Raw genomic sequence first — 23256 nt, 5'->3', positions numbered from 1 at the left:
CTACAGCAGAACCTTAAAATTTTGTGATCATGGCAAACCATGACGATCTGCATCATGCCGGTACCGCTGCGGTTTCAACGCATCATAAAGGAAACGGGCACGCGGGGCATCATCAATCTTTCTGGACGAAATACGTATTCAGCCAGGACCATAAAATGATCGCACGGCAATTTCTTATAACAGGAATGATATGGGCTATCATCGGAGCAGGGTTTTCAGTGATATTCCGCATTCAACTTGGTTTCCCCGGCGAAAAATTCCCTATGCTCGAAACCATTCTGGGCCGCTGGGCCGAAGGAGGTGTTATCCGGCCAGAATTTTATTATGCCATGATCACCATGCATGGTACTATCATGATCTTTTTTGTGCTTACGGCCGGGTTAAGCGGCACCTTTGCCAATTACCTGATTCCACTGCAATGCGGTGCGCGTGATATGGCCTCACCTTTTTTAAACATGCTTTCGTACTGGTTTTTCTTTGCAGCCAGCATTGTAATGATGTCTTCGCTGTTTATACAAACCGGTCCGGCAAGCGGAGGATGGACGGCCTACCCGCCGCTAAGCGCCCTTGGCGATGCCACACCCGGTTCGCGAAAGGGGATGGATTACTGGATCATCAGTTTGGCCTTGTTTGTGGTGAGCACCCTGCTGGGCGGTATCAATTATATTTCAACCGTATTGAACCTGCGTACAAAAGGAATGACCATGTCGCGGCTGCCCCTCTCTGTTTGGGCCCTGTTTTTCACTGCCACACTTGGCCTGTTATCGTTCCCCGTTTTGTTATCGAGCTTTATACTGTTGTTGTTCGACCGGCATATGGGCACCAGTTTTTATCTTACCGATATATTTTTATCATCAACCGGTAAAGCGTTGCCCAATGAAGGGGGCAATGCCATTCTGTACCAGCATCTGTTTTGGTTTTTAGGCCATCCCGAAGTGTACATTATCATTTTGCCGGCCATGGGCATTGCTTCAGAAGTGATCAGTGTTAACTCGCGCAAGCCTATTTTCGGGTATTTTGCCATGGTGGGTTCTTTGTTTGCCATTGCCATTCTTTCGTTTCTGGTATGGGCGCACCATATGTTTGTAACCGGCATGAACCCGTTCCTGGGATCGGTATTTGTGCTGTTAACGCTATTAATTGCCATTCCGTCGGCGGTAAAAGTATTTAACTGGCTGGCCACGCTGTGGCGCGGTAATATCCGTTTTACGCCCGGCATGTTATTCTCGATTGGCTTTGTTAGTATGTTTATTTCGGGCGGACTTACGGGCATTTGGGTGGGCAATTCAACCATCGACATGCATGTGCACGATACCTATTTTATCATTGCCCATTTTCATCTGGTAATGGGGGTGGCCGCCATGTTTGGCATGTTTGCAGGCATTTATCACTGGTTTCCGAAAATGTATGGCCGGTTTATGAACAATACGCTGGCTTATATTCATTTCTGGTTTACCCTGGCGGGCGCCTATTTTATTTTCTGGCCCATGCACTATATGGGGCTGGCAGGTATGCCGCGGCGTTACCTCGATTACAGCCAGTGGCAATCGTTTAACCAGTTCGGCGACATGAACAGATTGATAACAATAGCCACTATAATTGTGTTTGCCGTGCAGCTGCTGTTTTTGTTCAATTTCTTTTATTCAATATTTAAAGGAAGAGAAGTAACCAATCCGAATCCCTGGCAGGCCAATACGCTTGAATGGACCACACCGCGCATTGCGCCACATGGTAACTGGGAAGGCGAAATACCTGAAGTGTATCGCTGGCCGTATGATTATGATAAAGGCAACAGAAGTTTTATTCCGCAAACAGAGCCGGTAGGAGCAGGGGAACCAGTATATCCGGCCGAACAGCCTGCTCATTAAGTAATATCGAATGATGAATGTCGAATTTCCAACTTCGAAGTTCGACATTCATCATTTAATATTCGATATTTACTTATGAGATCAACACATCGCCAGTCATTTCAGGCGGAATGGGCAGATGCATCACGGTTAAGATAGTAGGTGCAATGTCGCCCAGCTTGCCGGGTTTTACGGTGCCTTTCCATTCTTTATCGATGATAAACAACGGAACCGGGTTTAATGTATGGGCAGTATTGGGCGAGCCGTCTTCATTGATCATATAATCTGCATTACCGTGGTCGGCTGTAAGAAAAACAGTGTAACCATGTTCTAATGCTGCAGTCACCACCCTTTCAACACATTTATCAACTGTTTCCACCGCTTTAATGGCAGCTGAAAAAACACCGGTATGGCCAACCATGTCGGCATTGGCATAATTCAAACAAATAAAGTCGGCAGTTTCATTTTCAATTTCCGGTACAATGGCATCTGTTACTTCAACAGCGCTCATTTCGGGTTTCAGGTCGTAAGTGGCCACTTTGGGTGAAGGGATCATCAGCCGGCGTTCGCCTTCGAATGGTGTTTCGCGGCCACCGCTGAAGAAGAAAGATACGTGCGGATATTTTTCTGTTTCGGCTATCCGTATCTGTTTTTTGCCGTTGTTGGCCAGAATTTCACCTAACGTATTGTTCAGATTATCGTTCTCAAATATTACTTCAACATTTTTAAATGTTTTATCGTAGTCCGTCATAGTAGTATAGTGCAACGATAATTTCTTCATGCCAAATTCGGGCATATCGCTTTGCGAAAGCACCTGTGTAATTTCGCGGCATCGGTCGGTACGGAAATTAAAACAGATAACAACATCACCGTCTTTTATGGTGGCCAGCGGTTTCTGGTCTTCGCCCAGGATTACCGTTGGTTTTATAAATTCGTCAGTAACATTATTGGCGTACGATTGCTCAACAGCGGCCAATGCATCGGTTGCTTTTTCGCCTATACCATTTGCCATAGCGTCGTATGCCAGTTTTACACGCTCCCAGCGTTTATCGCGATCCATGGCATAATAGCGGCCGTTTACGGTGGCAATTTTACCGGTAGTTTCGTTCAGGTGACGCTGTAAGTCGGTTAAAAATCCTAAACCGCTTTTGGGATCGGTATCGCGTCCATCGGTAAAAGCATGAATGTATACTTCTTTTAACCCTTGTTTAGCACATAATGTAACAATGGCTTTCAGATGAGTGATATGCGAATGCACGCCGCCATCGCTCACCAGACCGATCAGGTGCAGCGGTTTGTTGTTTTCTTTGCTGAATTGCAAAGATTTTAACAAAACTTCATTTTTAAACAATGATCCGTCGCGAACAGCAACATTAATTCGTTGAAGTTCCTGATAAACAATACGTCCGGCGCCCAGGTTCAAATGCCCCACTTCACTGTTGCCCATTTGCCCTTCGGGTAATCCCACTACTTCGCCGCACGTAGTTAATGTAGTATTTGGGTATTTATTATATAATGAGCTAACAAATGGGGTTTTAGCGTTTTGAATGGCATCGGCAGATTTTACTTTTCCATGACCCCAGCCATCCATGATGACTAATATAGCTTTAGATGTTTTCATATAACGATGTGATTATGTTTGGTTTGGCAAAAAACGGGTCAAAGGTACTGCAATACGGTGGTAATAGTAATGATTGCAGTATTTTTGGCAGCAATGTTACTTTGGCATATTTTTAGCGAATTTAGCAGGTGAAAAGTAAAAATTTGATTATGAAAAAGTATCTGGGATTCGCGATTGTAGCTATTTCGCTATCCCTGGTATCATTTGCCCCTCTTTATTCTATTGATGATGTAGTAGCTGCCATGCGTACCGGCAATGCCACTCAATTATCGAAGTATTTTGATAACAGAGTGGATCTTTCTTTACCAGGAAAAAGCGATAATTACAGCAAAAGCCAGGCTGAAATGATCTTAAAAGACTTTTTTGCCAACAATACAGTAAAAAACTTCACCGTAAAACATAAAGGAGAGCAAAACGGCTCTCAGTTTTGCATTGGGTTGCTACAAACCAAAAATGGAAACTTCCGCACGAAATTCTTCATGAAACAGAAAGGCGACCAGCAGGTAGTTCAGGAGCTGGGGTTTGAGGTAATTGAATAGTAAGTCATAAGTTGTAAGTCATAAGTAGTAAGTTAGCGGCATGCAGCTGATTCTTTTACCTGCCCTTTTGTAACCTGAAACCTGCACCCTGTAACCTGCATCCTGTAACTTGTAACCTGAAACTTGTTATCTCTGTAACCTGTAACCTGCAACCTGCAACCTGCAACCGGCTCCCCGGTTTAGCACTTATTACTTATAACTTATTACTTACTACTTTTGTAACATGCTCACATTTAACGAACAATTGCATGTATTGATCGAATCGGCGTTGCACGAAGATATTGGCGATGGCGATCACTCTACTCTTTCTTCTATTCCTGCCGATGCCAGGGGTAAAGCCGTATTAAAGATTAAGCAGGATGGTATTGCCGCAGGAATAAAGATTGCCGAAGCAATTTTCAGGTTTAAAGAGCCAACTGTAAACTTCACCGCTTATAAAAAAGATGGCGATATTATGCTTACCGGTGAAAATGCCTTTGAAATTACAGGTACTGTACATACTATTTTACAATGTGAGCGGCTGGTGCTGAATTGTATGCAGCGAATGAGCGGCATTGCCACACTTACCCGCACCTATAGCAACCGGCTGAAAGGATATGCAACACGCCTGCTCGACACCCGCAAAACCACGCCGGGCTTTCGTTTACTCGAAAAGGAAGCCGTTCGTATTGGCGGCGGACACAATCACCGCATGGGTTTGTACGATATGATCATGCTGAAAGATAATCACATTGATTTTTGCGGCGGACTCGAAAAAGCCATTGAACGTGCATACACCTATGTACAACAGGTTAAACCCGGATTAAAAATTGAAGTAGAAACAAGAAGCATCGATGATGTGAAGTGTGTGATGGCCTTTGGTAAAGTTGATCGTATTATGCTCGATAATTTTACACCCGAACAATTATCACAGGCGTTAAAAATAATTGGCGGTGTATATGAAACCGAAGCCAGCGGAGGAATTACCTTAGATAATATTACCGACTTTGCACAAACCGGCGTTGATTACATCAGCGTGGGTGCACTTATTCACCAGGCCACCAGTTTGGATTTGAGTTTGAAAGCTGTGATAATTTGAAAATTTGATGATTTGAAAATTTGAAAATGATGGTTGGCGTTTAATGGTTTGATGGTTAACATTGCGTTTGTAATTGGTGATTTTTTTTGATAGCATGCTGATTGAGGAAACAAGTGAGCTTTGCAACTAAAGAACAACAAACCCCGTCCGACCGGGTCATCCGGGCGGGCACAAACCTCAAACCACAAACCGATTATATGAGTAAAAAGAATAAACCCGATAATAAAGGATATGTGTACAGCACCGATCCTGAATTTAATTTTGAAGAAGAACAGCAGCAGGTGCAAACATTACCGCCCGAACAACAAAAACTGCGCATATGGTTAGATACCAAACAGCGCGCCGGTAAAGCGGTTACACTGATCGTGGGATTTATTGGCATTGCCGAAGACCTTGAAGACCTGGGTAAAAAACTAAAAAATTATTGTGGCACCGGGGGATCGGCCAAAGATGGTGAAATAATTATTCAGGGCGATCAGCGCGAAAAAGTGATGCAGTGGTTGCTGAAGAACGGATATAAGAACAGTAAGAAAGCAGGAGCGTGAATCGGCAATCGTCAATCGGCAATCGGCAATGAGCGCCGCGGCTTAAAGTCTTCGATAAACTATGTTCGACTTTTTCCCACTGATATTTATTGTAATTACTTTGGTTTTGCTGGTGCCTTTTGGTTTTCTGGTAATGTATGCAGTTATTGCATTTAGGCAGTTAATGATCGGTAATAAAGAAGGCAGTGATTTTAAAAAAAGTGGCGCACAAAAAACACTTTTACTGTCAATGTTAGGTATGCTGCTGTTGTTTATTATATGGTTGTATATAATATAAACGAAAAAGTCGTGGCACAGATTTGAAATGTGCCACGACTTTTTTATTGCCAATTGTCTATTAACCATTGCCTATTGGCTATTGTCCCGCCGCCGAGCTATAAGACTTCTTATCTCCCCACATATTCAACAACTCAAGCGAACATATTTTGAAATCACCGCTTAAGCTAACGTACAAACCAATAACATCCTGCTGGTTCAATGGATAATTATCAATGCTTTCGAAACGCACATTGTATTGGTTAACCAGGTTCGTATAAACAGATCCGGTAGGCCATACCTGGGTACCGCGGTTGCTGATATTGATCAGGTTGAACTTCACACCTGCGTGCCGCTGACATTTTTTAGCAATGACATCGGGTTGCTCATCGCTTTCGATAAACATATCAACTCCAACGATCTTTTCATTTTCTACTTCTTTCGAAACCAGCATGGTGTTCATTTCCAGCTTCAAAGGAGTAGGGGTGCCAGGTTTATTGGGCAATAAAGGTTTGGCATTTAATTCGGGTGCTTTACCAAAGTTGCCAATGATAGCGTCGGCAAATTCTGTTGTATTTAAACTGGCTTTGCTTTTATCGCCAAAATCACCGGTATGAACGCCCTGTTCCAGGGTATACAGCAACGCATTTTCAATGATGGCCGCATTTTCCATAAGGCCCAGGTGACGCAGCATGGCTAATCCGCTTAGCAGTAATGCCGTAGGGTTGGCTATATTCTTTCCGGCAATATCGGGTGCCGTGCCGTGAACGGCTTCAAAAATACAGATGTGGTCGCCTATGTTGCCGCTGGGGGCAAATCCCAAACCACCTACCAATCCGGCGCACAGGTCCGATACGATATCGCCCTGCAAATTGGTTAATACCACCACATCGAAGGTATCGGGGCGGGTAACCAGTTTCATACACAGATCGTCGACAATTACATCATCTGCTTTCAGTTCGGGATATTCTTTAGCCACTTCATAAAAACATTGTAAAAACAGCCCGTCAGTCATTTTCATGATGTTGGCCTTGTGACCGCAGGTAATGCGTCGGGCATTTTTTTGGCGGGCCATTTCAAAAGCATATCTGATCACCTGTAAGCTTCCCGGGCGGGTAATAAATCGGCGGCTCAGGGCTACGTCGTGGGTAAGCATGTGCTCAATGCCACCGTAGGTATCTTCGATATTTTCGCGAACTACAGTAATATCAATGGGAATACCGGCTTTTGAAAAAACGGTATCAACGCCGTGCAGGGTTTGGAACACCCTTTTATTGGCATAGGTATTCCAGGTTTTGCGCGCTGTAACGTTTACGCTTTTTACGCCCTTACCTTTTGGGGTTTCCATGGGGCCTTTAAACAGAATGCCCAACTGTTCAATGGTTTTCTGGGATTCGGGTGTCATACCGTTCGAAAAACCTTTATCAAATACCCATTTACCCATGTCAACCATTTCATATTCAAGAGGCACCTGGTTGGCATCAAAAATCTTTAACACTGCGCTCATAATTTCGGGGCCGATGCCGTCGCCTTTAGCCACTGCTATTTTCATTTGTATATATTTTTATTGTTTTTTTGACCAAATGGAATTCACCCTTAAAACTTTCATTACGGCAGGCCTGAATTGCCCGAAAATTTTCGGGGCTCAATTTTATGTGTATAAAATTTTATATTAGTCGAAATCAATAAATCCCCGGCAAAATTAGCCATCCGATACAAACATTTCATAATAAAACCTGAATATTTGCTATGGCTGGCTTTTATTTTTGTTTATCTTTAAATCCCAAACTGTTACTCGATGGTCTCAAAGATTTCCGAAGGCATTGAAATAAGTGTCGAAACGTTCTACCAACCCGATTATTCCAACCCTGTGTCGGGAGAATATATGTTTGCCTACCGGATAACGATCGAGAACCACAATAATTTCCCCGTTAAATTACATCGCAGGCACTGGTATATTATTGACAGCAATGGTAATAACCGTGAAGTTGAAGGAGAGGGTGTAGTAGGCGTTCAACCTACTTTGCAACCCGGCGAACGTTATCAATATGTAAGCGGTTGCAATCTGCGCAGCGAAATGGGAAAAATGCATGGCACTTATTTAATGGAGAACCTCTTTAACAAAACTTCTTTCGAAGTAAATATTCCCGTGTTTGAAATGATAGTGCCGTTTAAGATGAATTAATGAAGGCACAAGGCTCAAGGTACAAGGCACAGGTGGAAGAACCGAAAAGCAAATAACAAAATACAGGAAATAAAAAGCCAAAAATACAATTAACAAAATCCAAATAATTACATAAGCAAAAAGGCACAAGGTTATTCCCTGTGCCTTTTTGCTTTATTACTTGTTTATTTTTTCTTGTTCCTTGTACCCTGAGCCTTGTACCTTAATCCTTATCAGTATGCATCATCTTCTGCAGTCTCTTCGTTAACAGGAAAAGCAACAGCGACGCAGCGCCTGCCATGAACGTGAACAACAGGAAGAAATCGTACATGTTATTCATTTGAAATCCGAGAAACGAAGTTGTTTTACCGTTTTCGGGATACAGGGCGCTTAATACACCGGCCAGTTTATTGGCTGAGGCATTTGCCAGAAACCATACTGCCATTAGCAATGACGCAAACTTAAAGGGAGCCAGTTTATTTACCAGCGATAACCCAATGGGCGATAAACAAAGCTCACCCCAGGTATGCAACGCGTACATACCCGTTAGCCATATCATACTCGCTTTTATACCGGGTTGAACGCCTTTTACACCAAAAGCGATCCACAAATAACCCAGCGATAACAATAAAAGGCCAAAGGCCATTTTGGTTGGTGAAGCTGGTTCGCGTTTACCTAATTTGATCCACAGCCAGGCAAAAAGCGGAGCAAATGATACCACAAACATTGAGTTCAGCGATTGGAACCAGCTGGCCGGCACTACGAAAAAACCAAGATCACGCTGTGTTTGCTCTTCGGCAAAGAAGGTGAGCGAGGCGCCTGCCTGCTCAAAAGCCGACCAGAAAAAGATAACAAAAAACGATACGATGAATATCACACCAATTCGTTCCTTTTCTATTTTGCTTAATGATTTATCTGAAAAAATCAGGAAGGCAATAAATATTACGCTGGCTATTAACAAATAGGTAAGATAGCTGAAGACCTTAGCATCTACATAAAACATACCTATCAATAAAGCCGCAAATAAAATAAGGCCGCCACCAATATAAATGGGGTTTGAAAATTTCTTTGGTGCGTTAGCCGGCACTTCGCCCAGCGGTCTTCCTTCAGGTGATTTAACATATTTCGATTGAAATACTTTTTGAACAATAACACTGATCAACATACCAATACCTGCCACAAAAAACGACCATTTAAAATCGGCCGGGTTGCCGGTATCACCTACCAAACCACAAACAAAAGGACCTAACGCGCCCCCTACATTAATACCCATGTAAAAAATAGTGTAAGCCGCATCAATTCTTCGGTCGCCTTTGGGATATAACTGGCCAACCATCGAAGATATATTGGGCTTAAAAAAGCCATTGCCTGCTATCATAAAACCCAAACCGGTAAAGAAAAGGATCGATGAAATCCCGGGCGCCGATTTATACAGCGATGCGCAGAAAAATAAAATAAACTCGCCTATAGCCATTATTAAACCGCCGGCTATAATGGAACGTTTATTGCCCCAATACCGGTCGGCAACATAGCCGCCTACAAGGGGGGTTAAATAAACCAGACTGGTATAGCTGCCATAGAGGTTCGAAGCGAAAACTTTATCAAATAACAGGGCCTTGGTCATGAACAACACCAAAATGGCACGCATGCCATAATAATTGTATCGTTCCCACATTTCGGTAGCAAATAATACATACAGGCCTTTAGGGTGCCCTTTTTTGGGTACTATCTTTTCAGATAGCACATCGGGGTTAATTGTTGCAGTTTGATCCATACAATCATTCGTTTTTGTTTTTGTTAAGGAAGCAATCGTTTAGCAGCAGTATTTAGCGCGTAAAATAGTGATTAATTCGGTATGGCTGAAAAGAGAATGTCCTATACTTTAGCCAAATTTAGCCTTAAGGAAAATGCTAATTTGATTGTGTTTTACCAACATTATTCGGGTGATGACCAACATGCTTTTTTTAGGGATAAATGTAGGTAATGCAGGATTAAATGCAGCTGGCACTTCTTTATTAAAATCAATGATCTATATCATGTTTTTCGAGGTTGCTGCAGGTGAGGGCAGGTTCACTGATTTTTTTCTTTTTGAAAAAAATGGCGACAGGGTTAAATGCAGCAACCGGATATTCGAAAATTGTGGCTACAGTGTGAGTACCAGCCGGCACATTTATTCGGGTCTGATAAAGGTCTGAACCGGGTTTGAGCCGGGTCAAAGTCGCAAGTTGTTCGCAAATTTGCGAACAAACCCCAAAGCTGTCCCAATGCAATCCCGGGCAAATCCCGAAGAAAGTGCACCTCGCATACTGTCTTTTTAAGATAAGCCCCCTTGTTCATTCGTGTAATTGCCCCCAACACAATTGTCAGGACTGCGGCAAACCTGTATTCCGCCGCAGGCGTAAATCCTTGCATCCGTAGCCCGTTCCACAATTAAACTTTACAAATCCCGCTCTTATACCGAAATTCGCCCGGCAAAAAACTACCTCAGCATTTATCATGAATATTTTACTATTAGGCTCGGGCGGCCGGGAACATGCCCTTTCTTGGAAACTGGAAGAAAGCCCGCTTTGTACCCGGTTATACATTGCCCCCGGTAATGCCGGAACTGCCAAACATGGCGCCAATGTTAATATACCAGTTACTGATTTTGAGGCCATCAAACAATTTGTACTGGAAAAGAATATCACTTTATTAATCGTTGGTCCTGAAGAGCCGCTGGTTAAGGGAATTACCGATTTCTTTAAAAAAGATGAGCAACTGCAGCAGGTAGCGGTAATCGGCCCCTCACAATACGGCGCCCAGCTCGAAGGCAGTAAAGCCTTTGCCAAAAAGTTCATGATACGTAATGGCATTCCCACTGCCGCTTACGGCGAGTTTAATGAACAGAATTACGAAGAAGGCATTCCGTATTTGCAGCAGCATGCCTTACCCATTGTGCTTAAAGCCGATGGTTTGGCAGCCGGTAAAGGGGTGCTTATTTGCCAGAGCCATGTTGAAGCTATTGCCGAATATGAACTGATGCTGCACCACCACAAATTCGGTGAGGCAAGTAAAACAGTGGTGATAGAACAGTTTCTGGATGGTATTGAACTGAGCGTATTTGTGCTCACCGATGGAAAGGATTATGTGCTGCTGCCCGAAGCAAAAGATTACAAACGCATCGGCATGAACGATACCGGTTTAAATACAGGTGGCATGGGAGCTGTAAGCCCCGTTCCGTTTGCCGACGCAGCTTTTATGAAAAAGGTCGAAGAAAAGGTTATTAAGCCTACCGTACAGGGTTTGGAAAAGGAAGCCATCGATTATAAAGGGTTTATCTTTTTTGGATTAATTAAGGTAGGCGATGAGCCATACGTTATTGAATACAATTGCCGCATGGGCGATCCTGAAACCGAAGTGGTGATGCCGCGTCTTAAAAACGACCTGGTTGAACTGTTTCAGGCAACCGTTGATGGCAAACTGAGCGACGTAAAAATTAAAAAAGATAACCGGTTCGCCTGTACCGTTATGGCGGTAAGCGGCGGTTACCCCGGTTCGTACGAAAAAGGCTTTGTGATAAACGGATTAAACGAACCGCTGCCGGCCGACAGCCTTGTTTTTCATGCCGGAACTTCACTGAAAAATGGCGAGGTGGTAACCAGTGGTGGCCGCGTTTTAGCTGTTACCTCATACAGCGATAGCATCAGCACCGCCGTAGCCAAATCGAAGCAGGTTTTAAAACATATTTCGTTCGACGGCATGTATTACCGCCACGATATCGGGTTTGAATTTGAGTAACCAATAGGCAATAGTCAATTAGCAATAGACAATGCATGCCTTGTTTTATTTGCCAATTGCCCGTTGCCAATTGCCAATTGATTAAGCCATGCAAAAACAGGAAGTTCATTACAGCGACTATTTACAACTGGATAATATATTAAATGCCCAGTTTTTAGAGAGCGATAAATCAAAGCAGCATGCGCACGATGAAATGCTGTTCATTGTTATTCATCAGGCATATGAACTGTGGTTTAAACAGCTTTTATATGAAGTTGATTCGGTAGCCGGCATTATGCAAAAACCGGCGCTGAACGACAACTCGCCCGAACTGCAAACGGTTGTACACCGTTTAAACCGGATGGTGACCATTTTAAAAGTACTTGTGCACCAGATAGATATCATGGAAACCATGACGCCGATGGACTTTCTCGATTTCAGGGATATGCTTCGTCCGGCTTCGGGTTTTCAAAGCTGGCAGTTTAAATTGCTCGAAGCAAAGCTGGGCCTCAAATACCAGCAACGCCATGCCCAGGAATACTACATATCGCAGTTGCGCCAGCAGCATATTGATGTGATTAAAAAGGCCGAAAACGAAAAATCTTTTATCGAACTGCTCAATGCCTGGCTCGAACGCATGCCTTTTTTTGAAGAAGTGGAGAACTGGAAGAACTATCATGCCCTTAGTGCCCCCCTTCCACCGGAGGAGGATAGGCCGGGGTTGGGCGTATTCTGGTCTGACTACCGCCATATTTATACCACCAGCCTTGCCGAAGCCGAACAAAGCAACCAGCAGTTTTTTGATGCTGTTTTTGCCGATGCATCGGCTGGCAATGAGCGGCAGTTGTCGCCCCGCGCCTGCCGGGCAGCGTTGTTTATTATGTTGTACAGGGGATACCCCATATTACAATTACCGTTTCAGCTGCTGAATAGCTTACTTGAGATAGATGAACAGCTCAGCACCTGGCGTTACCGGCATATGAGTATGGTGCAACGCATGATCGGCACCCGCATTGGTACCGGCGGCAGCACCGGCCGCGATTACCTGAAAGGCGCTTTAGACAAACACTACATATTTGCTGAAATCGCCCGTTTGACCAGCTTTTTAATTGAAAGAAGAAAACTGCCTGCTCTTAGTGTAGAAATGGAACAACGATTAGGTTTTGTACAATAATTAAGAGTTACAGGTTACAGGTTTCAAGTTGCAAAGGCTTTGTATTCTTATATTGTCTATTGGCTTTGAAAGAAGTCGGGGTGTCGCTAATTTTTTCCTTGTAACCCTGCAACCTGCAACCTGGAACCTGCAACAATCAGTTAAACCTCCCCGTTTTCTCAATCTTCCTGAATGGCTTTGTAAAGAAATCGTCTACGGTCTGGTTGAAAATATCTTTATAAACCACCGGCGTGCTGTGGCCCGAGTTGGGCAATATCCATAAATAGGCTTTGGGAATGTTTTTATAAATGAGCATTGTGTGCTCTTCTTTAATCACATCGTGATCGCCGCCGATCACCAGGGTAGGGCATTGAATGGTTTGTACGGCCGGCAGGGGAATATGCGGTTCATCGAGCAACAGCCGAACCAGCTTCCATTGATTTTTTTGGGTTGGCGTTTTATTGGGATTGTTTTTCAGAAGCGTGTAAAATGGTTTTACCATATCTATAACTTCCTGGTATACAGCCGAAGTATCGGGCCAAAGGTTGGCGCCTGTTACCGCCAGTTTTTTTACTTTTTGCGGATGCCTGATGGCCAGCAGCAAACCATTGATACCCCCGTCGCTCCAGCCAATTACCAGAGCCGAATCGATTTTCATGGCATCCAGTAAAGCGGCATAATCATCGGCCATCATTTCATAACTGAGCGAATCGGTATTGTCTTTTGAATTGCCCTGTGCACGGCTGTCGGCCACAATCACTTTATATTTTGAAGCGAAGTAAGGGATCTGGTTGGTAAAATTATTGATGGAACCGCCATTGCCATGAATGAAGAGCAATGGCTGTCCCTGACCGTATACTTCGGCATACATTTTAAAGCCGCGTATATCGTAATATTTTCCAGCTTCTTTATTATTACCATAGGTAGGTTGCTGTGCAAAAGCTAATGTGTTAATGAGGCATAACAGCAGGATGGATAAATGTTTCATGGTATAAATGGTTTGATCCCTGTTACCTGATTCCTGTTACCTGATACCGGTTACCGGGAACTGGTAACTGGTAACCGGCAACAATCTTATTCTTTTCCTTTCCAAAGATAAACCATCACTGCCACCGTTACTAATGCCGAAAACAGAAACACATAAGCACTTCCTGCTCTACTCCATAATAGCCCGGCGATGATACTTGCCGCCAGGCTGCTGATGCTTTCAAGACTGGTATAATAACCAATGGCGGTGGCGGTATTTTGATCGTGGGCAATGTTCGTGATCCAGGCTTTGGCAATGCCTTCGGTTGCGGCGGCATAAATGCCATACACAAAGAACAGCAGGTAAACTATAAGCGCCGAACTGTTAAAAATAAATCCGCTATACACTACGGCAAACAAAAACAGGCCGAACAGAAACACCTTTTTCTTTCCTGCCCTGTCGGCTATAATGCCCAGGGGATATGAGCTGGCGGCATACACGATATTGTAAAAGATGTAGGCGATGATGGTGGTGTTATCGCTTCCGGTAATTTGTTTTGCTTTCAGTAATAAAAAAACATCCGAACTGTTGCCAATGGCAAACAACACCAAACCGGCTACCAGCCTTTTATAGGCGGGAGATGCAATTTTGCGGTAAGCAAAAAATGAAAAGAAGTTTCCTTTGGCAAGGGTAGCGGCGGGTTGCTTTTTTTCGCGCAGCAAAAAGATCAGCAAAACCGATAACAGGCCGGGAATAAATGCCAGGTAAAAAATGGTGGTATACGAACCGGGATGGTAAAACAAAAATGCCAGCGTAATTACCGGCCCCAGCATGGCGCCTGCCGTATCCATGCTGCGGTGAAAACCAAAAACCCTTGCTTTTGTTTCGCGGGTAGCTTCTTTTGAAAGAAGCGCATCACGGGCTGCAGTACGTATGCCTTTGCCCAGCCGGTCGATAGTGCGGGAAAAAAATATCCACAATTTCAATACCCCAACAGCCATTGGCAACGCCATCATTGGTTTTGAAAGAGCGCTTAAAAAATAACCTGTTTTCACAAACGGCAACCGAAGTCCGGTTTCATCGCTTCGTTTACCAAAATAACCTTTGCTGATGCCGGCTGTAAAGCCCGCCAGGCCTTCGAGTAAACCGATATAAAAAACGCTGAAGCCAATTTGTTGCAGGTACAATGGAATAACAGGATATAGCATTTCACTGGCTACATCTGCCAGCAAACTAACCATTGATAAAATCCACACTGTACGGGTAATAATACGCATTATTGAGACGTGCAATTATACGGCAGCTAAGTGAAGATAATATAAAATCGGGCTTTAATTGCAGGTGATTAACATGTGTAACTTTGCCTTTTCCAAAGCAATATTCTTCAACTTCGCTCTGAACTGTGGAAAACGGTTCACAATACAATCAATAAAACTATTTGAACAAAAAGCAACAATTAACGTTTCGGTATAACGTTAGTAGTTAAGTTGAAGAATAACAATAAACAGCCCTCCGCACCGTATGGAAGCGGAAAACAGCATCAACTGTAAGCGAATTTTGTACCAGAAAAAAAATACCTGATTCTGTAAAGGTTGTGCTTTGTTAATATGGATTATTTGCTTCAATTTTGCATGCATTATATACAATCCAAAATCTGACCTTCTAAATGGGCCTATTCAATTTTTTCACCCAGGAGATTGCCATCGATCTGGGCACAGCCAATACCCTAATCATACATAATGACGAAGTGGTGGTGAATGAACCGAGCATTGTTGCGTTGGACCGTAATAACCCCAAAACGGTTCTTGCAGTAGGGAAACGGGCGTTGATGATGCATGAAAAGACCCATGAAAGCATCCGTACGGTTCGTCCCCTTAAAGACGGTGTAATTGCCGACTTCAATGCGGCCGAATTGATGATTCGGGAAATGATCAAAATGATCTATCCCAAAAAGCCGCTGTTCCCACCCAGCTGGCGGATGATGATCTGCATTCCTTCGAGCATCACCGAAGTAGAAAAAAGAGCTGTACGCGATAGTGCCGAGCAGGCCGGTGCCAAAGAAGTGTATTTGTTGCACGAACCTATGGCAGCTGCCCTGGGTATTGGCATTGATGTAGAAGAGCCTGTGGGCAACATGATCATCGATATAGGCGGTGGTACAACCGGTATTACGGTGATTGCCCTGGCCGGTATTGTATGTGATCAGAGTATTCGTATCGCCGGTGATGAATTTACAGCTGATATTATGGAGGCTCTGCGCCGTTATCATAGTTTGCTCATTGGTGAACGTACCGCTGAGCAAATTAAGATCAACATCGGCGCCGCAATGAAAGATCTCGATAACCCACCCGATGATATTCCGGTTAACGGTCGCGACCTGGTAACAGGTATTCCCAAGCAGATTATGGTGAGCTACCAGGAAATTGCCGAAGCGCTTGATAAAAGCATCTTTAAAATTGAAGAAGCCATTTTAAAGGCGCTTGAAATGACCCCACCCGAGCTTGCTGCTGATATTTACCGGCGCGGCTTATATCTTACCGGCGGCGGCGCCTTGCTGCGCGGGTTAGATAAACGCCTGAGCCAGAAAATTAAACTGCCTGTGCATGTGGCCGACGATCCGCTGAAAAGCGTGGTAAGAGGTACGGGCCTCGCATTGAAGAATTACGATCGTTATCCGTTCGTAATGCGTTAAGGCTTGATTTTCTTTCAATTGTAAAAACTCGTATGGATTACCAGACAGGATTTTGTAATTTCTCAAAATTTTCTGCAGGTGCGTAATATTTTTCTCTTCATCAGGAGGTACTTCAATTTTGTATTCTTCGTGGTGCTGCAGATTGCGGCTCTGTATATCCTTTTTCATTATAATAAGTTCCACGAAGCCGTTTTTTCGGGCTTTGCCAACGAAATAACCGGCAATGTGGGGGGTAAATACAATAATATTACCTATTACTTTCATCTTAAAAGCACCAACGACGCGCTGGCTAAGGAAAATGAAGAGCTGCGCAATAAACTGCTGTCGAACTTCGAAAATCCCGATTCAACCCAAAAAACAGTTCAGGATACCCTTCCTTATGATACCCTGGGCCATTACCGCAAATATTTGTACCGGTCGGCCAAGGTGGTAAATAATACTGTTAGCCTGCCTAACAATACACTCACCATACACAGAGGCGAAAATCAGGGCGTGCATAAAAATATGGGCGTTATCAGCTCAGGCGGAGTAGTTGGCGTTGTAATAAACACCAGCAGTAACTATGCTGTTGTGATGAGCCTGCTGCATCGCCAAAGTAAAATAAGCGCCAGTCTGAAGAAAACCGGTGAAACCGGTAAGGTTCTGTGGGATGGTTCAAGCCCCCTGTATATTACCCTGAAGGATGTGCCCAAAAGCGCCCCCGTTGTCAAAGGCGATTCTGTGGTAACAAGTTCATATGCCTCCCATTTTCCGCCAGGCATATTGATTGGCACTGTAATGGATATAATCGACGACAAAACCAGCAGTTTTTATACCATACGGTTAAAACCTGCCACCAACTTTTTTAATGTGGAGTTTGTAACGGTTGTTGATAACCTTCAGAAAGACGAACAGGCAAAACTCGAAGAAGAAACAAACAAAATAAATCAATGAGTGATTTAGTGAGAAATACGATCCGGTTTGTATTGTTCATACTGGTACAGGTTTATGTATTGTTCCAGATACATCCCCTGCACCGGTTTATAGTACCGTACGTATATTTTCTGTATGTTTTGTGGCTACCCTTCAGCATGTACCGGATGAGCCTGATGTTTGTAAGTTTTATGTTCGGGCTTACCCTTGATTATTTTACCCAAACTCCGGGTTTGCATGCTGCCGCCTGTACGCTTATCGCTTACCTGCGGTCTTTTGTGGTAAATATTCTTATACCACAGGAGGGCGCTGAACAAAACTATAAATCTCCCTCACCGGTTAGTATGGGCTGGGCCCCTTATTCGATATATGTGCTGGTGTTAACCCTTGTACATAACAGCTACCTGGTACTGCTTGAATGGCTTCAATTTGGCTCTTTTCTGTTCTTCCTCGGCAAAGTAGTGGCAACTTCAGGCATCAGTTTAATGCTGATACTGATTACCGAACTGTTATTTTTCCGTAAGGAGAAGTTCAGAACAAATACGGCTTAGCCCTTCGACCCGCCAATAGTCGGGCAGGCGTCGCTCAGGGTAAAAGGGAGGTAAGAAGTGCTATGTAAGAGTGATCAAAAAAATATAACTTCACTAAACAATAAATAAACCGGAATTTCATTGGAAAGGGAGCTACTTTAAAGCATAACAACTTTGAAGTAGTTTTATGAGTAATGTACTAAAGTCCTATGTCTGTATTTAATCAGTCAAGAAGCAACATAATACGCCTGATATTCCTCGGACTCTTCCTCATTATCATAGTTCAGTTATTTAACCTGCAGGTGATTCAGGGAAAATACAAAGAAATGGCTATGATGAATGCGGTATTTGCCAAGGTTAAATATCCCGACCGGGGTATCATTTACGATCGTAAAAACAAGCCGATATTGAACAATACCATCATGTATGACCTGGTGGTTGTTCCCAATGAGGCAAAGAAAACCGATACATTCGGATTGTGCGGAATACTGGGTATCGATACGGCCGAATTCAGGAAAAGAATTAACGAAGCCCGTTTTAAGAACGGCCCTTACCGCCCTTCGATCTTCGAAGACCTGCTGGAACCCGAATTACAGGCCCGGCTCGATGAAAATATCTATAAATTCCCCGGCTTTGCACTGGTTGAACGTCCGGTTCGTGTATATCCTTTTAATGCAGCTGCCCATATTATGGGTTATATCGGCGAAGCCGACAGTACCATCATCAAGCGTTCGGGCGGCTTTTACCATATGGGCGACTATGTGGGCCGCAACGGGTTGGAAGCCTATTACGAAAAAGTGCTGATGGGCCAGCGCGGGGTTGAGTTTTTGCTGAAAGACAATAAGAACCGCCTTGTAGGTAACTACGAAAAAGGCCGGTACGATACACCCGCCATTCGCGGCCGCAACCTGCACACTTATATCGATATCGAATTACAGCAACTGGCCGAAAAATTAATTGCCGGTAAACTGGGCGCCGTTGTAGCGCTTGATCCCAAAACAGGCGGCATATTGGCCATGGCTTCGGGGCCGAATTACAACCCCAATGATCTTACCGGTCCTAATAAACAAAAGAACTATGCCCGCATGACGCTGAATGTATCGGCGCCGCTTTTAAACAGGGCTATCAAGGGACAATATCCTCCGGGCTCAACCTATAAACCTTTGGGTGCGCTCATTGGCCTCGATGAAGGAGTCATAATACCGGCCAGCGGCATTGCCTGCAAAGGGGTGTATTATGGCTGTGCGCATACGGTAAAATGCACCGAGCACTGGCTTGGCCACTCAGCGAATCTGCGTTTATCAATAGCATGGTCCTGTAACTCGTTTTTCTCTGACGTTTTCCGTAAAACGATCGATAATCCTGAATACCATAGTTCCCGTGCTGGGTTGGTAAAATGGACGGAATACATGCATGCCTTTGGTTTAGGTCATCGCATTGGGGTTGACCTGCCCAGTGAAGATGGCGCCAATGTGCCCGATACTACCCAATACGATAAAGAATACCACCGGTCGTGGAATTCATGTACCATGGTTACCATTGGCATTGGCCAGGATAAATTAACCGTAACGCCTTTGCAAATGGCTAACTCTATGGCCATTGTTGCCAATAAAGGATATTACTACGTTCCCCATTTTGTAAAGAATATCGAAAATGAAACTGCTGAAGATACGGTAATGAAAAAATACCGCCAGAAGCACGAAGTGTTAACGCATATTCCTGATGATGTATATGACATAGTGCAGGAAGGTATGCAGGATGTGGTGGAACATGGTACTGCACAGGTGGCGCGCATTCCGGGTATAAATATCTGCGCCAAAACCGGTACTGCCGAAAACAAAACAGTGTTGGATGGAAAGGTGATTCAACTGAAAGATAACTCCATGTTTGTTTGCTTTGCGCCGCGCGAAGACCCAAAGATATGTGTAGCCGTTGTGGTGCAAAACGCTGGTTTTGGTGCTACATGGGCTGCTCCTATCGGATCATTACTGGTAGAAAAATACCTTACCGATTCAATAAGGTCTGAAAGAAAACCTGAAATAGAGCGTATAGCCAATGCGAACATTATGCCTGAATATCTCGACAGGTTACAATTTAAAACCGATTCAATAAGGGCATACAAATGGTTTAACCTTACCGGCGACAGTAATTACATCAGAAAGTACCAGCCAAGGCATTCCGCTAATGGCGGCACTAAAAAACAAAGCCAGCAACCTGCAGCGCCTGTAGCTGTTCGCCCAATTAAGGATGCTATGATTAACAAGAATCTTTATGCCAAAAGCACAAGTACCGATAAAAGAAATCCATGAACAACCAGCGTAATCCTGCCATTTCGAAAGGTGTTGACACAACCCTTATTTGGTTATATTTTGTCCTGGTTGCAATCGGGCTGATGAGTATTTTTTCAGTAACCTACCGCGAAGGTGATGATGTGCTTCGCAGTTTCCTTAGCTTTAAAACCCTTTACAGCAAGCAGCTCATCTTTTTTGCCGCGTCGTTATTACTGGGTTTATTCATACTGCTTACCGATAGTAAGTTTTTCACAGCAACGGCTAATATCTGGTATGCATTCGGTATACTGCTGCTGTTGCTGGTATTTCCATTTCACACAAACGTAAAAGGCACCGAATCTATCATTCGCCTGGGCGGCTTTAACCTGCAGCCGGCCGAATTGGCTAAGTTGTTCGTGTGTTTGGCGCTGGCCAAATACCTGAGCCGGGTTGAAACTGATTTCAGCAAAACCAGTTCGCACCTGATGGCTGCCGGCATTGTAATATTGCCCGCACTGATCACCGTTGCACAAAGTGAAACCGGTTTGGCCCTGGTTTTCCTGGCATTTTTTCTGGTGATGTTCCGCGAAGGGTTACCTGCCGGTTACCTGGTGATTGGTTTTTCACTGGCCGTGCTGGTGGTAGCTACCCTGCTGGTAGAGAAAAACGTGCTCGCCATTGTATTAACCGGAATTGCCCTGGTGGCTATCTATTTGGGATGGCGGTTAACGAGGGCGCGCCGTGAAATGATCATAATAATTTCGTTGTTATGGGTCATCTGTGTAAGCGTTCAGCGTTTTGCGGTTCCGTTTATATTCACCAAAGTATTACAAAGGCACCAGGTTGAACGTATCTTTTCGCTCATTGGTCGCGAAAACCCGTACGCCAATTTAAATACCGTAGAAGGCGATGAACCGGTTGCTCCTAAAAAAGATACTGATTACAACGTACGTCAAAGTAAAATAGCCATTGGTAGTGGTGGCTTTTTAGGTCGTGGTTTTTTAAAGGGTACGCAAACGCGTTTTGAATTTGTACCTGAGCAGGGTACCGACTTTATATTTTGTACCATTGGCGAGGGTTTTGGCTTTTTAGGCAGTTTGGCGGTGTTGGGTATTTACCTGTTCATGTTGTTGCGAATAGTAAATATTGCCGAACGGCAACGAAGTGTGTTCAGCCGTTGTTATGCATATGGTGTAGCTTCTGTTTTCTTCTTTCATATTGCCATTAATATTTGCATGACCATCGGTTTGGCGCCTGTAATTGGTATCCCGTTGCCATTTATAAGCTATGGCGGTACTTCGCTGGTTTCTTTTACCCTGATGCTGTTTATTCTGGTTCGTTTGGATGCCGACAGGCAGATGGTATTACGGTAGATGGTTTTATGGTTTGATTGTTTGATTGTTTTGGTGTCCTTAATTTTACACACTTTATAAAATTCAACAGCCTAACCATCAAACCATAAAACAGTCAAACAATCAAAAAGATGAAAGTGATTCCCCTCAGTGAAGGCACATTTACAATAGATAAAACAAAACTCTTTGTTCCCTTTGATACGTCGAAAGATGATTTGCAGCAACGGCCTGTAGGTAGTTTGCTGGTAGAAATTCAGCCCTTTGTTGTAGTTACTTCAGAAGATGTGTTGCTGCTCGATACAGGGCTGGGATTTGCGAATGAAAATGGAAAACTGCAACTGCATCAGAACCTCATCGATAATGGTATTAATCCCGGCGAAATAACCAAAGTGCTAATGTCGCACCTGCATAAAGATCATGCGGGTGGAGTAGCCGCCGGCTCAGGCATTGAGCGTACGCTCAGCTTTCCGCAGGCGAAATATTATATTCAGAAAAAAGAAATGGAGTATGTATATGAAAAAGGATTTCCTTCATACATACCCGATGAGCTGGATTGTTTAAAAGATGCACCGCAGGTGGTTTGGCTCGATGGCAATGGAGTGATAGATGGCTATATCAAATACGAAATAACCGGCGCGCACAGCAAATACCATCAGGTGTTTTGGATTGTTGATGGCGGCGAAACGGTTTTCTTCGGCGGTGATGACGCTCCGCAGTTACAGCAAATGCGCAGTCGTTTTGTAGCCAAGTACGATTACGACGGAAAGAAAAGCATGGAGCTGCGCCAGCAATGGTGGCAACAAGGGCAGGAGGGCAGGTGGCAGTTTTTGTTTTATCATGATGTGAAGAATCCGACATACGAATTTTAAATGAGAAATGAAAAATGAGAAATGAAGAAGGAAATACAACTTTTGGATTTCGAAGTTGAAGGGTTTTCACTTTTTAATTTCTCATTTCTAATTTGTCATTTTTAATTTAATAAAAAAAGGCCTGCCCTGGAAAGAGCCGGCCATTGCTAACCTATGAAAAACACCTATTTTAAAAACTTCGAATATTGAATATTGAATGCAGAATGATTAAGGAAATGCATTTTCAACTTCGTTATTCAAAATTTATCATTCGTTATTCGATATTTATTATTGCCTGAAAGGTCTGCGGTTGTCCATGCGCTGCATTCTGCGTTCCATCAGTTCTTTCTGCAACACGGTTCCGAATTCCTTTTCGGCTTTAAAGAATTGATTCACCTTTTCTGTAGACAAGGCTTTATTAAACTCACCATTGTACTTCTTGCGTATATCCAATATCTTTTCTTCGGTACCTAATACATTGTTTTGGTTCTGACGGGCTTCCTGCCGCGTTTTTCTGATCTCGCTCATATATTGATTGTATATAGGCCAGAACTTTTGCGCTTCGTCTGTGCTCAGGTTTAATTTTTTGGTGAGGTAGGCGATCTTCAACGCTTCAACGCGCCCCCCGTCACCGGCTTTTTCACCGTCGTCCTGTGCAACGGCAACAACCGCCACACCAACCAACATCCCTATTATGAGTAAAAGTTTTTTCATGACTATAAAGTAA

General features: G+C 43.8%; 19 protein-coding genes. 13 read left to right on the top strand and 6 right to left on the bottom strand.

Annotated features, from left to right (window positions below):
* The first annotated feature begins 29 nt into the window (after positions 1–29).
* A complete protein-coding gene (locus AC59IL_RS26165; RefSeq protein WP_496555174.1) occupies positions 30–1868 on the top strand; it encodes a cytochrome c oxidase subunit I in 1839 nt (612 codons plus the stop codon).
* A 73-nt stretch (positions 1869–1941) separates the two neighbouring features.
* Here the strand turns inward: AC59IL_RS26165 and gpmI are convergent, their stop codons facing one another.
* Positions 1942–3468: a 2,3-bisphosphoglycerate-independent phosphoglycerate mutase gene (gene gpmI / locus AC59IL_RS26160; RefSeq protein WP_496555173.1), complete on the bottom strand. Its 1527-nt coding sequence runs from the start codon at positions 3466–3468 to the stop codon at positions 1942–1944.
* Between the two features lie 149 nt (positions 3469–3617).
* Here gpmI and AC59IL_RS26155 point away from each other — a divergent pair, with 149 nt between their 5' ends.
* The 3 genes from AC59IL_RS26155 to AC59IL_RS26145 all read left to right on the top strand — a co-directional run bounded on the left by AC59IL_RS26155 (position 3618) and on the right by AC59IL_RS26145 (position 5630).
* Positions 3618–4007, top strand: a complete 390-nt coding sequence (locus tag AC59IL_RS26155; RefSeq protein WP_496555172.1) for a DUF4783 domain-containing protein — start codon at positions 3618–3620, stop codon at positions 4005–4007.
* Positions 4008–4230: 223 nt separating this feature from the next.
* Positions 4231–5085: a carboxylating nicotinate-nucleotide diphosphorylase gene (nadC, locus tag AC59IL_RS26150; protein WP_496555171.1), complete on the top strand. Its 855-nt coding sequence runs from the start codon at positions 4231–4233 to the stop codon at positions 5083–5085.
* Positions 5086–5282: 197 nt separating this feature from the next.
* Positions 5283–5630, top strand: coding sequence for a translation initiation factor (locus tag AC59IL_RS26145; RefSeq protein WP_496555170.1), 348 nt, complete (start codon positions 5283–5285; stop codon positions 5628–5630).
* 355 nt (positions 5631–5985) lie between these two features.
* On the opposite strand, the gene AC59IL_RS26140 is transcribed toward AC59IL_RS26145, so the two are convergent.
* On the bottom strand, positions 5986–7437 hold the full coding sequence (locus tag AC59IL_RS26140; RefSeq protein WP_496555169.1) for an NADP-dependent isocitrate dehydrogenase: 1452 nt from the start codon (positions 7435–7437) through the stop codon (positions 5986–5988).
* Between the two features lie 246 nt (positions 7438–7683).
* Between AC59IL_RS26140 and apaG the strand changes: the two genes are divergently transcribed.
* Positions 7684–8070, top strand: coding sequence for a Co2+/Mg2+ efflux facilitator ApaG/CorD (gene apaG, locus AC59IL_RS26135; protein WP_496555168.1), 387 nt, complete (start codon positions 7684–7686; stop codon positions 8068–8070).
* 202 nt (positions 8071–8272) lie between these two features.
* Here apaG and AC59IL_RS26130 read toward each other — a convergent pair whose 3' ends face one another.
* Positions 8273–9823 carry a peptide MFS transporter gene (locus AC59IL_RS26130; RefSeq protein WP_496555167.1) on the bottom strand — a complete coding sequence of 517 codons (1551 nt, stop codon included), beginning with the start codon at positions 9821–9823 and terminating at the stop codon, positions 8273–8275.
* Positions 9824–10545: 722 nt separating this feature from the next.
* On the opposite strand from AC59IL_RS26130, the gene purD reads away from it, so the two are divergent.
* Together purD and AC59IL_RS26120 are read left to right on the top strand one after the other, a co-directional pair.
* Positions 10546–11826 carry a phosphoribosylamine--glycine ligase gene (purD, locus tag AC59IL_RS26125; protein WP_496555166.1) on the top strand — a complete coding sequence of 427 codons (1281 nt, stop codon included), beginning with the start codon at positions 10546–10548 and terminating at the stop codon, positions 11824–11826.
* 88 nt (positions 11827–11914) lie between these two features.
* Positions 11915–12979 (top strand): tryptophan 2,3-dioxygenase, encoded by a 1065-nt coding sequence (locus tag AC59IL_RS26120; protein WP_496555165.1) that lies wholly within the window; start codon positions 11915–11917, stop codon positions 12977–12979.
* Between the two features lie 136 nt (positions 12980–13115).
* Here AC59IL_RS26120 and AC59IL_RS26115 read toward each other — a convergent pair whose 3' ends face one another.
* Positions 13116–13946, bottom strand: a complete 831-nt coding sequence (locus AC59IL_RS26115) for an alpha/beta fold hydrolase (protein ID WP_496555164.1) — start codon at positions 13944–13946, stop codon at positions 13116–13118.
* A gap of 86 nt (positions 13947–14032) precedes the next feature.
* Positions 14033–15202, bottom strand: coding sequence for an MFS transporter (locus AC59IL_RS26110; RefSeq protein WP_496555163.1), 1170 nt, complete (start codon positions 15200–15202; stop codon positions 14033–14035).
* Positions 15203–15591: 389 nt separating this feature from the next.
* Between AC59IL_RS26110 and AC59IL_RS26105 the strand changes: the two genes are divergently transcribed.
* The 6 genes from AC59IL_RS26105 to AC59IL_RS26080 all read left to right on the top strand — a co-directional run bounded on the left by AC59IL_RS26105 (position 15592) and on the right by AC59IL_RS26080 (position 22550).
* On the top strand, positions 15592–16617 hold the full coding sequence (locus AC59IL_RS26105) for a rod shape-determining protein (RefSeq protein WP_014223005.1): 1026 nt from the start codon (positions 15592–15594) through the stop codon (positions 16615–16617).
* A gap of 78 nt (positions 16618–16695) precedes the next feature.
* Positions 16696–17550: a rod shape-determining protein MreC gene (gene mreC / locus AC59IL_RS26100; RefSeq protein ID WP_496555162.1), complete on the top strand. Its 855-nt coding sequence runs from the start codon at positions 16696–16698 to the stop codon at positions 17548–17550.
* The gene (locus AC59IL_RS26095; protein WP_496555161.1) at positions 17547–18080 is read left to right on the top strand and encodes a rod shape-determining protein MreD; all 534 of its coding nucleotides are present in this window, start codon (positions 17547–17549) and stop codon (positions 18078–18080) included. Before mreC ends, AC59IL_RS26095 begins: the two co-directional genes overlap by 4 nt.
* 188 nt (positions 18081–18268) lie before the next feature.
* Complete coding sequence (gene mrdA / locus AC59IL_RS26090; RefSeq protein ID WP_496555160.1) at positions 18269–20368, top strand: penicillin-binding protein 2; 2100 nt, start codon at positions 18269–18271, stop codon at positions 20366–20368.
* Positions 20365–21702 carry a rod shape-determining protein RodA gene (rodA, locus tag AC59IL_RS26085; protein WP_496555159.1) on the top strand — a complete coding sequence of 446 codons (1338 nt, stop codon included), beginning with the start codon at positions 20365–20367 and terminating at the stop codon, positions 21700–21702. The genes mrdA and rodA overlap by 4 nt, the downstream gene beginning before the upstream one ends.
* 110 nt (positions 21703–21812) lie before the next feature.
* Complete coding sequence (locus tag AC59IL_RS26080; RefSeq protein ID WP_496555158.1) at positions 21813–22550, top strand: MBL fold metallo-hydrolase; 738 nt, start codon at positions 21813–21815, stop codon at positions 22548–22550.
* 267 nt (positions 22551–22817) lie between these two features.
* Here the strand turns inward: AC59IL_RS26080 and AC59IL_RS26075 are convergent, their stop codons facing one another.
* Positions 22818–23243, bottom strand: coding sequence for a hypothetical protein (locus tag AC59IL_RS26075; protein ID WP_496555157.1), 426 nt, complete (start codon positions 23241–23243; stop codon positions 22818–22820).
* Between the last annotated feature and the right edge of the window lie 13 nt (positions 23244–23256).

Source organism: Niastella sp. sgz303648, from assembly GCF_059587045.1.
The sequence above is the reverse complement of the archived record's forward strand: the minus strand, read 5'-3'. Positions and strand labels throughout refer to the sequence as shown.

What these genes read in the sequence shown, in the direction of transcription:
- AC59IL_RS26165 (WP_496555174.1), top strand. Translation starts at nt 30, where the DNA reads ATGGCAAACCATGACGATCTGCATCATGCCGGTACCGCTGCGGTTTCA.
- gpmI (WP_496555173.1), bottom strand. Translation starts at nt 3,468, where the DNA reads ATGAAAACATCTAAAGCTATATTAGTCATCATGGATGGCTGGGGTCAT.
- AC59IL_RS26155 (WP_496555172.1), top strand. Translation starts at nt 3,618, where the DNA reads ATGAAAAAGTATCTGGGATTCGCGATTGTAGCTATTTCGCTATCCCTG.
- nadC (WP_496555171.1), top strand. Translation starts at nt 4,231, where the DNA reads ATGCTCACATTTAACGAACAATTGCATGTATTGATCGAATCGGCGTTG.
- AC59IL_RS26145 (WP_496555170.1), top strand. Translation starts at nt 5,283, where the DNA reads ATGAGTAAAAAGAATAAACCCGATAATAAAGGATATGTGTACAGCACC.
- AC59IL_RS26140 (WP_496555169.1), bottom strand. Translation starts at nt 7,437, where the DNA reads ATGAAAATAGCAGTGGCTAAAGGCGACGGCATCGGCCCCGAAATTATG.
- apaG (WP_496555168.1), top strand. Translation starts at nt 7,684, where the DNA reads ATGGTCTCAAAGATTTCCGAAGGCATTGAAATAAGTGTCGAAACGTTC.
- AC59IL_RS26130 (WP_496555167.1), bottom strand. Translation starts at nt 9,823, where the DNA reads ATGGATCAAACTGCAACAATTAACCCCGATGTGCTATCTGAAAAGATA.
- purD (WP_496555166.1), top strand. Translation starts at nt 10,546, where the DNA reads ATGAATATTTTACTATTAGGCTCGGGCGGCCGGGAACATGCCCTTTCT.
- AC59IL_RS26120 (WP_496555165.1), top strand. Translation starts at nt 11,915, where the DNA reads ATGCAAAAACAGGAAGTTCATTACAGCGACTATTTACAACTGGATAAT.
- AC59IL_RS26115 (WP_496555164.1), bottom strand. Translation starts at nt 13,946, where the DNA reads ATGAAACATTTATCCATCCTGCTGTTATGCCTCATTAACACATTAGCT.
- AC59IL_RS26110 (WP_496555163.1), bottom strand. Translation starts at nt 15,202, where the DNA reads ATGCGTATTATTACCCGTACAGTGTGGATTTTATCAATGGTTAGTTTG.
- AC59IL_RS26105 (WP_014223005.1), top strand. Translation starts at nt 15,592, where the DNA reads ATGGGCCTATTCAATTTTTTCACCCAGGAGATTGCCATCGATCTGGGC.
- AC59IL_RS26095 (WP_496555161.1), top strand. Translation starts at nt 17,547, where the DNA reads ATGAGTGATTTAGTGAGAAATACGATCCGGTTTGTATTGTTCATACTG.
- mrdA (WP_496555160.1), top strand. Translation starts at nt 18,269, where the DNA reads ATGTCTGTATTTAATCAGTCAAGAAGCAACATAATACGCCTGATATTC.
- rodA (WP_496555159.1), top strand. Translation starts at nt 20,365, where the DNA reads ATGAACAACCAGCGTAATCCTGCCATTTCGAAAGGTGTTGACACAACC.
- AC59IL_RS26080 (WP_496555158.1), top strand. Translation starts at nt 21,813, where the DNA reads ATGAAAGTGATTCCCCTCAGTGAAGGCACATTTACAATAGATAAAACA.
- AC59IL_RS26075 (WP_496555157.1), bottom strand. Translation starts at nt 23,243, where the DNA reads ATGAAAAAACTTTTACTCATAATAGGGATGTTGGTTGGTGTGGCGGTT.